1 protein-coding gene is annotated in these 16,447 nt (G+C 50.2%); it reads left to right on the forward strand.

The genetic code is table 11. The features are described from left to right. The first annotated feature begins 879 nt into the window (after positions 1-879). Positions 880-16,383: a non-ribosomal peptide synthetase gene (locus BDD30_RS22350; RefSeq protein WP_015835189.1), complete on the forward strand. Its 15,504-nt coding sequence runs from the start codon at positions 880-882 to the stop codon at positions 16,381-16,383. Positions 16,384-16,447: the final 64 nt, after the last annotated feature.

A 16,447-nucleotide genomic window follows, 5' to 3' on the forward strand; every position in this document is an offset into this window, starting at 1 on the left:
TGACATATACATTGGTCGTATTATTTTATTATTACGAAAAAATATATATAAAAATTAGTTTTAGTTTGAAATTGTTTCTTCTCGGTGTTAAATATAATTAGCGTTTACATCAGTTGTATAATTTGATTATTATAAAATAATATGTAATGAAGCTAGTTTATATTTTCATATGTTAAGATATACATTAACAAGCATTAACTTAATGATAAATATGGTTTTTTGTTGTGTTTCTTGTTGGGAGGGAGAGTAGCTGCCTTGCAGATAATTATCAAAGTAAACTCATTGTTAATTAAGAATCAGGAGATTGAATTTATCTTTCTGGTATCTGGTTTTTCCTGAAATAATTTACATCAGATATTAATATACCCAATAGATTTCAATTTGCAGCACGGCGGCAAGTTTACGCATCCCCAGGAGCATAGATAACGATGTGACTGGGGTAAGTGAAAGCAGCAATTTGAAAGATGAAGGGCATGCCAAATGGACAAAATACAGCAAGGATTTAGCACTCATGCCAGTATATATAGCCAATAGATCCATTTTTATTTAGTTATGGAGTTTAGCGTCGGCAAATAAAAAATTGCAGCAGATTAAAGACGCTTATCTAAAAAACAGAAACAAAAATGGAGTACTTTTTTCGGTTAACCAGATGAACTGTTTATTCCGCGGTTAGGAAAATTATCGTTGCAGAATTGTTAATTATGCGGCTATTAACCGGAATATGACATCCAGCGCCTGAGGGAAAATATTGCTTGAGCATCTTTCGATGTCTGGCTTGCTCGTTGCTATTTCTCCTAAAAGTAAAAGAAAAACATTTGTGATGGTTGCTGGGAATAACAGTTTTCAAATATCTAACAGATTCGTTGAGGTAGTAAGTAAATGAAAGAGAGCATCGTGAGAAAGGGAAGTACCCTTGAAGCTGAACGCACACGGTTACTGGAAACTTGGAACGCGACTAAAACACCTTATCCTGACCAGTTGTGTCTTCATCAGTTGTTTGAACAACAAGCAGCGAAAACCCCGGCAGCTACGGCGTTGATAGCGGGAGAACAAATCCTTAGCTACGCGGAGCTGAATGCTAAGGCTAATTGGTTGGCTCATCGCCTGATTGAACAAGGAATTCTGCCGAATGACCATATTGCAATTCTGTTAGAACGATCCATTGCCTTGGTGGTGGCACAGTTGGCTATCCTTAAGGTTGGTGCTGTTTACATGCCTATAGACCCCAGCGTACCGGACGAACGAAAGAATTGGCTGATAAGCGATTGCTCAGCTAAGTTATTGCTTACCGATATGCTGTTTGATGTTCCAACTGACCTGGCTGTTCCGCTCTTTCGTTTGTCTGATGAGATAACTACCGGCAGGGAGGAAGATTATCTCAATCCTGACTTACCGTGTTCCAGTACCCAAGCCGCGTATATCATGTACACCTCTGGTTCGACTGGCATGCCAAAAGGTGTGGTAGTGCCTCACCGAGCCGTTGTCCGACTGGTCATTAATAATGGTTATGCTGAAATTGGGCAGGATGACCGGATTGCCTTCGCCGCTAATCCTGCGTTTGATGCCAGCACGTTTGAAGTTTGGGCACCTTTGCTTAATGGTGCTGCGCTGGTGGTTATCGACCACCTCACCTTACTGACCCCGCCAGATTTTGTGCAAGTATTACAACAACATCACATTACTATTCTGTGGCTGAGTGTCGGGTTGTTTAACCGGCTGGCAACGGAACTGTCCCCGGTGTTGCCTCAGCTTAGAATTCTGTTAGTCGGAGGAGATGTCCTCGATCCGCATGTTATTGCTCAAGTACTGCGCCACAGTCCGCCACAACAGTTATTAAATGCCTATGGCCCGACGGAGGGCACTACCTTTACCACGACATACCGTATTGAACCGTTACCGGAGGGAACAACCAATATCCCTATTGGTCAGCCGATCGCTAATACGCGAGTCTATTTGCTGGACGCTGAGGGACAGCCGGTACCTTTAGGAGAGATTGGTGAGATTTATGTGGGTGGGGATGGGGTGGCTTGTGGTTATCTTAATCGGCCTGAGCTGACGGCTGAACGTTTCCTGACCGACCCATTTAGTGATTCACCGGATGCGAGAATGTATCGCACTGGAGATTTGGCTCGTTACTTGCCGGACGGCAATCTGGCGTTCCTTGGCCGTAATGACCAGCAGGTCAAAATTCGCGGCTTTCGGATTGAACTGGGGGAAATTGAGAGCCGGTTGGTAGAATACCCTGCGGTGCGTGAAGTGGTTGTGCTGGCGTTAGGAGAGGGGCAGGACAAACATCTGGTTGCCTATGTGTTGGCGCAAGCGGATGACCAATTAGCTGCCAGTCTGCGTGATCATCTAAATGCCCGGTTACCTGATTACATGATACCGGTGGCTTTTGTGTGTTTGGATGAGTTCCCGTTAACCTCAAACGGCAAATTGGATCGCCGAGCGTTGCCGGCACCGGGGAAAGAAGCCTTTGCCCGTCAAGTTTATGCCGCGCCACAAGGGGAAATGGAAACTGTACTGGCAACTCTTTGGCGTGAATTACTGGGGATTGAGCAGATTAGCCGCCATGACAGTTTCTTTGCATTGGGCGGCCATTCACTGCTAGGTGTGCGAATGATTGAACGTTTGCGTCAGCTTGGGTTAACGCTGGCGGCACGTAACCTGTTCCAGTCGCCGGTACTGTTGGAACTTGCCCAAACATTGGAGCACCATCAGTCTTTCGTGTTGCCGCCTAATGTTATTACGCCAGCGACTACGACGTTGACACCAGAGATGTTCCCGCTAATTGATTTGACTCAGCCTGACGTTGACCGCATGGTCGGACAAGTGCCGGGCGGAATCGCTAATATTCAGGATATCTATGCCTTGTCGCCGTTGCAGGACGGTATCCTGTTCCACCATCTGCTGGCAAATAAAGGTGATCCCTATCTGCTGATCTATCCGATGACCTTTGCTGACCGGACTTTGCTGGATCGTTATCTGGCGGCGGTTCAACAGGTGGTTGACCGCCATGATATCCTGCGTACTGCTTTTATCTGGGAAGGATTATCCGTTCCGGCTCAGGTGGTTTGGCGTCAAGCGCAATTATCAGTGACCGAACTGATGCTGGACCCGGCTGACGGCTCAGTCAGTGAGCAATTGTCACAACGTTTTGACCCGCGTCGATATCGTCTTGACCTGAGTCAGGCACCATTGTTGCGCTTTGTCGTGGCACAGGAAACAGATGGCCGCTGGGTAGCCCTGCAATTGCAGCATCATCTCATTGGCGATCATACGACGATGGAAGTGATGCACCGGGAAGTTCAAGCATACTTTGCCGGTCTGGGGGATAAACTGCCCGCTCCAGTCCCTTTTCGTAATCTGGTGGCTCAGGCTCGATTGGGAGGGGATCAGGAAGCGTATTCTCGTTTCTTTACTGACATGTTGGCGGAAGTGGATGAGCCGACACTACCATTTGGACTCAGCGAAGTGCATCGTGATGGCTCACAGGTGACACAATCGCATCAGTTGCTATCACCAATCCTGAATGATCGCTTGCGTGGTCAGGCTCGACGTCTCGGCGTCAGTCTGGCTGCCTTATGTCATCTGGCTTGGGCACAGGTTCTGTCGCGTACCAGTGGTCAAGAGAAAGTGGTATTTGGCACAGTCCTGTTTGGGCGTATGGCCGTGGGAGAAGGGGCTGACAGTGGAATGGGGCTGTTTATCAATACCTTGCCGTTGCGGCTGGATATGGATGAAACTCCGGTGCAGGAGAGTGTCAGAGTAGCACATAGCCGGTTGGCCGGATTGCTGGATCATGAGTATGCCTCATTGGCGCTGGCCCAGCGTTGCAGTGGGGTTGCCAGCGGTACGCCGCTTTTTAGTGCCCTATTGAACTACCGGCATAATGAACAGCCAATAACTCCGCATGAAATGATGAGCGGAATTGAATTCCTTGGGGAACAGGAGAGTACCAACTACCCGTTTGTACTGTCGGTAGAAGACGGAGGCGCAACTCTGGGACTGACAGCTCAAGTGGTACAACCGTTTGATCCAGCACGGATATGCGGTTATATGCAACAGGCGCTGGCAAGTCTGGCTGATACGCTTGAACAGGCGCCGGAAACGCCAGTCCGGACACTGAACATTTTGCCTGAAACTGAACGTACTTTATTGCTGAAAACGTGGAATGCAAACGAAGTCTCCTATCCTGATTCGTTGTGTATCCATCAGTTATTTGAACAACAGGCGGAAAAAAATCCTGAAGCAACAGCACTGGTGTATGAAGAACAAACTCTCAGTTATGCGGAACTGAATGCCCGTGCTAACCGGTTGGCTCATCAACTGATTGCTCTGGGTGTAACACCAGAGCAGCGGGTAGCGATTTGTCTGGCAAGTTCACCGGCGCGGGTGATCGGGGTGTTGGCGGTACTGAAGGCGGGGGGAGCTTATGTGCCTTTGGACCCAGCTTATCCCGGTGAGCGCTTGTTACATATTTTGGCTGATGCAACACCGGCTATTTTGCTGGCAGATAATGCTGGACGTGCGGCATTAGGTGAGAAAGTGGTTTCAGGGCTGATCGTCCTTGATCCAAATACTCTGCTAGACCATCCGGTTAACAATCCACAGGTACCTGCGTTGACCTCCCGCCATTTGGCGTATGTGATTTACACTTCTGGTTCGACCGGCACACCGAAGGGGGTAATGGTTGAACATCGTGGGTTGGTCAATCTTATTCGAGACAAAATCACTCAGTTTAATATTTGTGCTGAGAGTCGGATGTTGCAGTTCGCTTCATTTGGCTTTGATGCCAGTGTTTGGGAAATCATGATGACCCTCGGTGGAGGGGCTAGTTTGGCCATTCCTGACGACACGGTTCGTCAGGATTCGCGTAGCCTCTGGCGTTATCTGGAAGAACAGACGGTGACGCATGCTTGCCTGACACCGGCCCTGCTTCGGGATGGTACTGATTTACCGATGATAGCAATAAAACCCACCTTGATACTGGGCGGAGAAGCTCCCAGTACCGCATTGCTCCAGACACTGAGCAGCCGGGCAATATTATTCAACGCTTATGGCCCGACAGAAATAACGGTTTGTGCCACCGCCTGGCGGTGTCCGTCAGATTATGAGGATATGTTGGTTCCTATCGGGCGTCCGACGGTTAATACACAGGTTTATCTACTGGATGCTCATGGTCAGCCAGTGCCGTTGGGAGCCGTAGGCGAGTTATATATTGGTGGAGCGGGTGTCGCGCGTGGCTATCTCAATCTGCCTGATCTGACAAACGAACGTTTCCTTACCGATCCATTTAGTGAGGTTGCCAATGCGCGGATGTACCGCACTGGCGATTTGGTTCGCTACCTACCAGATGGCAATTTGGTGTTTGTAGGCCGTAATGATCAGCAGATTAAAATTCGCGGTTTCCGGATTGAGCCGGGAGAAATCGAAGCTCAATTGACAGCGCATCCTGCAATCCGTGAAGCGTTGGTATTGGCGTTGGGTGACGGACTGGCTAAGCGTTTAGTGGCGTATGTCGTGGCTGAAGCGGATGATGGATTGGTGAACAGTTTGCGTGCTTACCTGAGTACCATCTTGCCTGATTATATGGTGCCAGCCGCTTTTGTGCGTTTGGATGCATTTCCGCTGACGCCGAACGGCAAGCTGGATCGTCAGGCATTACCGGTGCCGGGGGAGAACGCCTTCGCCCGTCAGCTCTATGCAGCACCGCAAGGGGAGATTGAAGTTGCCTTGGCAGCTATCTGGAGTGAGTTGCTGGAGATTGAGCAAATCAGCCGGCATGACGATTTCTTTGCACTGGGCGGCCATTCGTTGCTGGCGGTACGAGTAATGAACCGCGTGGCTGATTTCGGGGTCCAGCTGCCGCTAACCACATTATTTCAATCATCCTCTTTGATGGCTTTTGCTGAGGCTGTGAGTACACGGCTTAGTGAACAGAGTCATGTGTTGCCCGCTATCGCACCGACACCCCATGACGGCGAGCTACCGTTGTCATTTGCTCAACAGCGTCTGTGGTTCTTGGCCCAGTTTGAGGGTGTTAGTGATACCTATCATATTCCCTTAGCACTGCGTTTGCGTGGTCAGCTTGACATCAATGCTTGGCAGCAGGCGCTGAATAGCCTGTTTGCCCGCCACGAAGCTTTACGTTCGGTCTTCATCACTGTTAATGGGCAACCTCAGGTTGAGCTATTGCCGGCGGAATTGGGTCTGCCGGTGAAAAAATATGATCTGCGTAAAGCGTCTGACGTGGATGAACAGCTTAAATACCTGTGTGAACAAGAAGCTGAAATGCCGTTTGATTTGGCTCGTGGGCCGTTAATCCGTTCCGCTCTGGTACAGCTGGCGAACGATGATTATGTATTTTTGCTGACCCAGCATCATATTGTTTCTGATGGCTGGTCTGTAAGGATATTGAAATCAGAACTGAGCGCACTTTACGCCGCGTGTTTGGGTCAACAGCCTGATCCATTACCGCCATTAATGATTCAATATCCTGATTATGCTGCCTGGCAACGGAAAACCTTCTCAGGTGAAGGGCTACAGACTCAGCGTGATTACTGGCTCCGTGTTTTGGCAGATGCGCCGGTATTGCTTGAATTGCCGATCGATCGACCACGACCATCCCAGCAGTCATTTACCGGAGGCCGGATACCCGTGCATTTTGATGCCTCGTTGGTACAAGCTCTGAAACATCTGGGACAACAACATGGCACGACACTGTTTATGACACTGTTGACCGCCTGGGCTGCATTGTTGTCGCGTCTGTCCGGACAGGATGATCTGGTGATCGGCATACCGAGTACCAATCGTAACCGGCGGGAAATTGAGTCGCTAATTGGGTTCTTTATCAATACATTGGCGTTGCGCATCGATTTATCAGGTATGCCGGATATGATAACGCTGCTCCAACGTGTGCGACAAACGACGCTGGCAGCACAAGATCATCAAGATCTGCCCTTTGAACAAGTTGTTGAGATCGTACAACCGCCACGTAGCACAGAACATACACCGTTGTTTCAAGTCATGTTTACCTGGCAGGAAGAGGAAACTGCGGAATGGCAACTGCCAGGATTGTCAGTGACGCCGATGGGTCAGGAATACGGTATCTCTGAATTCGATCTGCAACTGGAATTGGCGGAGAAGGATGGCGAAGTGATGGGGGAATTAACCTATTCTGCTGCGTTGTTCGACCCAAAAACGATTGAAAGACAGGTTGGTTATTTGCAGGCCATATTGCGAGCAATGGTGAGCAATCCTCAGCAATGTGTCACCGCTGTTGATATTTTGTCATCCACTGAGCGGACGTTATTGCTGGAAAGCTGGAATGCGACCGAAGAGCCGTATCCTGAACAGTTGTGTGTTCACCAATTATTTGAACAACAAGCAGAGAAAACCCCAGATGCCATAGCGGTGAAATATGAAAATCAGACGCTGAGCTATGCGGAACTCAATGCTCGCGCTAATCGGCTGGCTCATCAGCTTATTGTACTCGGAGTAAAACCGGATCATCGGGTAGCGATTTGTGCGGCACGCTCACTTGCCCGGGTAGTCGGTTTGTTAGCCGTATTGAAAGCGGGAGGCGCTTATGTGCCGTTGGACCCAACTCATCCCGGTGAACGTCTGACTTATATGCTCACTGATGCAGCCCCGGCTATTTTGTTGGCGGATAATGCCGGACAAACAGCGTTGTCGGAAGAGGTGATGGCAACGCTGACGGTGCTTGATCCGAATATCCAGCCAGATCAGCCGGACAGCAACCCACAGGTACCTGAGCTGACTTCCCGGCATCTGGCGTATGTGATTTATACGTCTGGCTCTACCGGCAGGCCGAAAGGGGTAATGGTTGAACATCATGGTGTGGTTAACCTGACATTGACTCAGAACGCGCAATTTAACGTTGATGCGGCCAGTCGGATGTTGCAATTTGCCTCATTTGGTTTCGATGCCAGTGTCTGGGAAATCATGATGGCGTTGAGCAGTGGGGCCATCTTGGTTATACCTACTGAGACAGTCCGTCAGGACCCAGGTCGCCTGTGGCATTATCTGGAAGAACAGACCGTGACGCATGCTTGTCTGACACCGGCTATGTTCCATGATGGTACTGGTTTACCGGCGATAACCATCAGGCCCACGATAATATTTGCCGGAGAAGCGCCTGGTTTGACACTGTTTCAAGCATTGTGTAACCAAGCTGATCTGTTCAATGCTTATGGACCAACGGAAACAACCGTTTGTGCTACCACCTGGGATTGCCCGCCAGACTATATGGGGCGGTTAACGCCGATTGGGCGCCCAACGGCCAATAAACGACTCTACCTGTTGGATAAACACGGTCAGCCGGTACCGTTGGGAGCGGTCGGTGAGTTATATATTGGTGGTGCGGGAGTGGCACGTGGTTACCTCAATCGCCCAGAATTAACGGCTGAACGTTTCCTGACTGATCCGTTCAGTAATAAAACAGGTGCACAGATGTACCGAACTGGGGATTTGGCCCGTTACTTGCCGGATGGCAATTTAGTGTTTGTGGGCCGTAATGACCAGCAGGTTAAAATCCGTGGTTTCCGCATTGAGCCGGGAGAAATTGAGGCCCGGCTGACCGAATACCCAGCGGTGAGTGAAGCGCTGGTATTGGCATTGGGTGATGGGCAGGATAAGCGATTAGTTGCCTATGTAGTAGCAGAAGCAGACGATGGGTTGGCAATGAGGTTGCGTGAACATCTAAGTGCAATTTTGCCTGACTATATGGTGCCAGCAGCCTTTGTGCGTCTGGATGCCTTCCCGCTGACGCCGAATGGCAAATTGGATCGTCGGGCTCTGCCAGTACCTGATCAGAATGCCCTTGCTCGTCAGGTTTATCAGGCACCGCAAGGAGAAATTGAGACAGCCTTGGCGACTATCTGGAGCGAATTACTGGAAGTTGAGCAAATCAGCCGGCATGACAGCTTTTTTGCCTTGGGTGGTCACTCGTTGCTTGCGGTGAGAATGATTGAACGTTTGCGACGTATCGGACTGGGAGTATCAGTACAGGCACTATTCCAGTATCCGACATTGAGTGTACTGGCTCAGTCCTTAGAGCAACATCGTGAAATCAGGGTGCCTGACAACAGCATTACACTGGATACGGTTGTACTGACGCCGGCGATGTTACCGTTGATTGATTTGACTCAGCCTGAAATTGACCGCATCGTTGAGCAGGTGCCGGGAGGAATAACCAACATTCAGGATATCTATGCCTTATCACCGTTACAGGATGGCATCTTGTTCCACCATTTGCTGGCAAACGAGGGCGACCCTTATCTGCTAATCACCCAACAAGCTTTTGCCGACAGGCAGTTGCTGGACCGTTATCTGGCAGCCGTTCAGCAGGTTGTTGACCGCCATGATATTCTGCGCACGGCTTTTGTTTGGCAGGGATTGTCCGTTCCGGCTCAAGTGGTCTGCCGTCAGGCCCCTTTATCTGTGATTGAGTTGACACTTGATCCGGCTGACGGGCTTATCAGTGATCAACTGTCCCAACGTTTTGACCCACGTCGGCATCGTATCGACTTGAGTCAGGTGCCGTTGCTGCGTTTTGTGGTCGCGCAGCAGCCCGATGGTCGCTGGATTCTACTGCAATTGCTGCATCACTTAATTGGTGATCATACCACGCTGGAAGTGATGAACAGCGAAGTGCAGGCATATCTTACCGGACAGCAAGACAGCTTGCCTGCGCCGGTTCCTTTCCGCAATTTGGTGGCTCAGGCCCGGTTTGGGATCAGTCAGGAAGAGCATACTCGTTTCTTTACCGACATGTTATCTGAAGTGGATGAACCAACACTGCCATTCGGGCTGACGGAAATACACCATGACGGTACCCAAGTGGTGGAGTCGCATCGAATGCTAACTGCTGGGCTGAATGATCGCTTACGTGATCAGGCTCGGCGTTTGGGCGTCAGTGTGGCGGCTTTGTGTCATTTGGCTTGGGCACAGGTATTGTCGCGTACCAGCGGGCAGGCGCAAGTGGTGTTCGGCACCGTATTGTTTGGACGTATGCAGGCAGGTGAAGGTTCTGATAGCGGTATGGGATTGTTTATCAATACGTTACCGTTGCGGCTGGATATGGATGATACCCCGGTGCGAGACAGCGTCCGCACCGCACATACCCGATTGGCTGGATTGTTGGAGCATGAACACGCCTCTTTGGCGCTAGCTCAACGTTGCAGCGGAGTAGCCAGTGGTACACCGCTTTTCAATGCGCTGTTGAACTATCGGCATAATACGCAGCCAGTGACGCCAGATGAAATCATGAGCGGAATTGAATTCTTGGGCGCTCAGGAGCGGACTAACTACCCGTTTGTCTTGTCGGTAGAGGATGGCGGTTCCGATCTGGGGCTAACGGCTCAGGTGGTACAGCCGTTTGATCCAGAACGGATATGCGGTTATATGCAACAGGCGTTAGAAAGTCTGGTGGGTGCGCTTGAACAGGCCGGAGAAACGCCGGTACAGACGCTGGAAATCTTGCCTGAAACTGAACGTACATTGTTGCTGAAAACTTGGAATGCAACCGAAGCATCATATCCTGACCAATTGTGCATTCATCAACTGTTTGAGCAGCAAGTGGAGAGAAACCCCGATGCGACGGCGCTGATCTATGACAACCAAACTCTCAGCTATGCCGAATTGAACTCACGTGCTAACCGGTTAGCACATCAGCTTATTGAATTAGGCGTATCACCCGATCAGCGAGTGGCGATTTGTGTAGCCAGCTCTCCGGCGCGCGTAGTGGGATTATTGGCCGTGTTGAAAGCGGGTGGCGCTTATGTGCCGTTGGACCCAGCTTATCCGGGCGAACGTTTGTCACATATTTTGACCGATGCGGAGCCGGTTATTTTGCTGGCGGATCATGTTGGACGTACCGCGTTAGATGACCCGATGCTTTCGGGATTAATGGTACTTGATCCGAATTTGCTACCTGATCAGTTGGACAGCAACCCACAGGTATCCGCATTGACTGCTCGTCATCTGGCCTATGTGATTTACACCTCGGGTTCTACTGGCACACCGAAAGGAGTAATGGTTGAGCATCGTGGGTTAGTCAATCTTATCCAAGATAAAATCGCTCAGTTCGATATTCACCCCAATAGCCGGGTGTTACAGTTTGCTTCATTTGGTTTTGATGCCAGTGTCTGGGAAATCATGATGGTGTTAGGGGGTGGTGCAAGTTTGGCTATTCCTGCTGACGCAGTGCGTCAAGATCCGAGTAATCTCTGGCGTTATCTGGAAGAACAGACAGTGACCCACGCTTGCCTGACACCGGCTCTGCTCCGGGATGGGGCTGATTTGCCAGTGATGACGATAAAACCAACATTGATACTGGGTGGCGAAGCGCCCAGCGTGACGCTGCTTCAGGCGCTGTGTGGTCGGGCAACGTTGTTCAATGCCTATGGTCCGACCGAGATAACCGTTTGTGCCACTGCCTGGCGCTGTCCTGCAAACTATATAGAAGGGGCTATTCCGATTGGGCGTCCGACAGCCAATACGCGTGTTTATCTGTTGGATGACTATGGCCAACCGGTACCACTGGGAGCAGTAGGTGAATTGTACATTGGTGGTGTGGGTGTGGCGCGTGGTTATCTCAATCGTCCTGAACTAACTGATGAACGTTTCCTGACTGATCCATTTAGTGATGCAGCTGATGCACGGATGTACCGAACCGGGGATTTGGTTCGCTATCTGCCGGACGGCAATCTGGTGTTTGTTGGTCGTAATGATCAGCAGATTAAAATCCGTGGTTTCCGGATTGAACCGGGTGAAATTGAAGCCCGTCTGACAGAACATCCAGCAGTATGCGAAGCGCTGGTATTGGCATTCGGGGATGGACAAGAAAAACGTCTGGTTGCCTATGTAGTAGCAACAGAGAATGACGAGTTAGTTAACCGCTTGCGTACTCACTTAAGCATAGTTTTACCTGATTACATGGTACCCGCAGCCTTTGTACGCTTGGATGCATTCCCGCTAACGCCTAACGGCAAGCTGGATCGCCGGGCATTGCCGGAGCCTGATCATAATGATTTTGCCCGTCAGATTTATGCCGCGCCGCAAGGGGAGACCGAAACGACACTGGCGACTATTTGGCGTGAATTATTGGGGATTGAGCAGATCAGCCGGCACGACAGCTTCTTTGCTCTGGGCGGTCATTCATTACTCGCGGTGCGGATGGTTGAACGTCTGCGTAACGTTGGATTGTCGCTGGCAGTGCGTGATCTGTTTCAATTTCCGGTGTTATCTGAACTGGCTCAAACCTTGAAGCGGAATCAGGCTAAGGTCGTTCCTGCTAATGTTATTACGTCGGCCACGACAGCGTTGACGCCGGAGATATTACCGCTGATTGATCTCACCCAGTCAGAAATTGATCACATTGTCGAGCAAGTGCCGGGCGGGATCACCAATATTCAGGATATCTATGCCTTGTCGCCGTTACAGGACGGCATTTTGTTCCACCATTTACTAGCAAATGAGGGTGACCCGTATCTGTTGGCGGGGCAAATGGCCTTTGCTGACCGCGCTTTGTTGGATCGTTACCTGATTGCGGTTCAAAAGGTGGTTGATCGCCATGATATCCTGCGCACGGCCTTTATTTGGGAAGGAATCTCTGTTCCGGCTCAAGTGGTCTATCGTCAGGCTCAATTGCAAGTGACTGAACTGGCGTTGAATCCGACTGATGGGCCGATCAGCGATCAGTTAGCCCAACTTTTTGATCCACGTCAGTATCGTATTGATTTAAGTCAGGCTCCGCTTTTACGCTTTGTGGTAGCGCAAGAGACTGATGGCCGCTGGATTGTATTGCAACTGATGCACCACCTGATTGGTGACCATACAGCGCTGGATGTGATGGACAGCGAAGTTCGGGTGTATCTCGCTGGGCAGGAGAATAACCTGCCGGCTCCGGCACCTTTCCGCAATCTGGTGGCTCAGGCCCGGTTGGGGATGAGTCAGGAAGAACACACTCGCTTCTTTACCGACATGTTGGCTGGGGTGGACGAACCCACGCTGCCATTCGGATTGACGGAGGTACGTCATGATGGTTCGCAGATAACCGAATCACACCGGATGCTGACAGCTGAGCTGAATGGCCGCTTACGTGGTCAGGCCCGGCGTCTTGGCGTCAGTCTGGCGGCTTTATGTCATCTGGCTTGGGCACAAGTATTATCGCGTACCAGCGGACAGGAACAGGTGGTGTTCGGCACCGTGCTGTTTGGGCGCATGGCGGCAGGTGAAGGGGCTGATAGCGGCATGGGACTGTTTATCAATACCCTACCGCTACGATTGAACATAAATGATACTTCGGTTCGAGATAGTGTACAGGCCGCTCATAGTCGGTTGGCTGGATTATTGGAGCATGAACATGCATCACTGGCACTGGCCCAGCGTTGCAGTGGTGTACAAGGTGGAACCCCACTTTTTAGCACCCTGTTGAACTATCGGCATAATGCATTGCTGGCGGCTTCGAATGAAATTATGAATGGTGTTGAATTCCTTGGTGCGAAGGAGCGGACCAACTACCCGTTTACCCTGTCAGTAGAAGATTTTGGTGAATCGTTGGGACTGACAGCTCAAATTGCCCAGCCATTTGATGCGGAACGTGTGTGCGGCTATATGCAACAGGCGCTGGAAAGTTTGGTGGCGGCACTTGAACAAGCCCCGGAAACGCCAGTTAGGGCGCTGGAAATTTTGCCAGTAGCAGAGAGGAATTTGTTGCTGAAAACTTGGAATGCGACGGAAATCACGTGTCCTGACCAATTATGTATTCATCAACTGTTTGAACAGCAGGCGGAGAAAAAACCGGATGCGACGGCGCTGGTGTATGAAGAACAAACCCTCAGCTATGCGCAATTGAATGCCTGTGCTAACCGATTGGCCTATCAATTAATCGCATTGGGGATAACACCGGATCAGCGGGTGGCAATTTGTGTGACCCGTTCATCAGCAAGAGTGGTAGGATTGCTTGCGGTGCTAAAGGCTGGTGGAGCCTATGTGCCGTTAGACCCAACTTATCCGGGCGATCGTCTGGCTTATATGCTGAATGATGCGGCCCCGTCAGTGGTACTGGCGGATAATATTGGACGTGTTGCATTGGGCGAACAAGCGCTTGCAGAACTCACTGTACTTGATCCGAATACTCTGCCTGACCAGCCAGACAACAACCCGCAAGTCCCTACGCTAACCTCGCGGCATCTGGCCTATGTGATTTACACTTCTGGCTCGACGGGCACACCAAAAGGGGTGATGGTTGAACATCGCGGGTTGGTTAACCTCATCCGGGATAAAATCACCCAATTTGGTATTCGTGCCAATAGTCGGATGTTGCAGTTTGCCTCATTTGGTTTCGATGCCAGCGTCTGGGAAATCATGATGGCGTTGTGCGGTGGTGCCACGCTGGACATTCCTGCCGATACCGTTCGTCAGGACCCACTCCGTCTCTGGCATTATCTGGAGCAACAGGCGGTGACTCACGCTTGTCTGACACCGGCTCTGCTGCGGGATGGTGCTGATTTACCGGAGATAACTATCAAACCGACCTTGATATTAGGTGGTGAAGCACCGGGTACAGCGCTGCTTCAGGCGCTGCGTAGTCGAGCAACCTTGTTCAATGCTTATGGTCCGACAGAAATTACCGTGTGCGCCACTACCTGGCGTTGCCCGTCTGATTATACCGAGGCATTAATCCCGATTGGACGCCCAACAGCCAACACCTGTGTTTATTTGTTGGACACTTACGGCCAGCCAGTACCGCTGGGAGCGGTGGGGGAATTGTATCTCGGTGGTATCGGTGTGGCGCGTGGTTATCTCAATCGCTCTGACTTGACTGCGGAACGTTTCCTGACTGATCCGTTTAGTGACATACCGGATGCCCGCATGTACCGAACTGGCGATTTGGCACGTTACTTACCGGATGGCAATCTGGTGTTTGTGGGCCGTAACGATCAGCAAGTGAAAATTCGCGGTTTCCGGATTGAACCGGGTGAAATCGAAGCCCGGTTGACTGAATATCCTGCGGTGCGTGAGGCTATTGTTTTGGCTCAGGGTGATGGACAGGACAAACGGCTGGTTGCTTATGTGGTGGCAGAAGCAGATAACGGATTGGCAACCCATTTACATAGTCACCTGAGAACGCTGTTGCCTGACTACATGGTGCCGACAGCTTTTGTGCGTCTGGATGCATTCCCTTTAACACCTAACGGCAAGTTGGATCGCCGGGCGTTACCCGTGCCTGATCAGACTGCTTTTGCTCGTCAAATCTATGAAGCGCCGCGAGGTGAAGTTGAAATCGTGCTGGCAGATGTCTGGAGTAAGTTACTGGGGGTTAAGCAGATAGGCCGATACGACAATTTCTTTACGCTGGGTGGACATTCGCTGCTTGCTATGCGGATGATAAACCTTGCTGCGGAGCGAGGTTTGATTTGCACATTGAATAATCTGTTCCAATTCCCTGTGTTGGCTGAACTGGTAGCAGAAATCACATCAGAATCGCTATCTCCATCGCAACGAAGTGCGATACCGGTGCGACCTGACGGAACTCAACCGCCGCTATTCTTTGTTCCTAGCGGGATGGATGATTATTCCTATGTTTTCGGACTGGCTCAGCATATACAGTCGGATTACCCGATTTATGCGTTACCTTGGCCGTCGATTAATGAAGAACCAGCATCGACTATTGAGGCACTAGCTACCAGAATGATCACCTTTATGAAGGCGGTTCAACAGCAAGGGCCGTACCGAATATATGGTTACTCTTCTGGTGGCGTATTAGCTTATGCCATTGCTCAGCAGCTTCTGAATGCGGGTGAAACGGTGAATTTCTTAGGTTTGATTGACACGCCAGCGCCTCACCGCTTCAAGACGCGTGTTGTTCAACCGAAACTTCAATTCCTTGCGGAATTGGCAAGGCAATCAGTGGATGAACATCCCCAGAAGATTGAGGCGTTGCACCAGAAAATGGATGAACTGGACTTGGTGCAATTTATTGCAGCCGCGCAGGAACTGGAATTGTATCCGTCAAATCTGCGTCCTGACTTAATTGCAAAACGGTGGGAACAGATGGGAAATTATGTACAAATGGTCAAAGATTATGAACCACAAGCATTAGCGATAAAGCTACATCAATTCTATGCAATGGAATCTTATCCACAGATACCTTTCGTTACTGATGTTGCACTACAGTCCTTAAATATCGAGCCATCGTTAGGTTGGGAACAAATAGTGCCCGATTCTTCGCTACAACTCACTTCTGTACCGGGTGACCATTTTAGTTTGATGGAAGATAGTGAAAATAAAACGATTTTGGCTAAAACCTTAAGCAGGGCGTTGGCAATAAATTGTGAGGCAGAAGCGTTGTAATGTCAGTGATATTGCCGGAACAGGGTGCGATATTGATCGTTATCTGCTGATGGTAAAGTTGTTC

It is taken from the genome of Photorhabdus asymbiotica (genome assembly GCF_003634575.1).
GTDB classification, from domain to species: Bacteria; Pseudomonadota; Gammaproteobacteria; order Enterobacterales; family Enterobacteriaceae; genus Photorhabdus; species Photorhabdus asymbiotica.

What these genes read in the sequence shown, in the direction of transcription:
- BDD30_RS22350 (WP_015835189.1), top strand. Translation starts at nt 880, where the DNA reads ATGAAAGAGAGCATCGTGAGAAAGGGAAGTACCCTTGAAGCTGAACGC.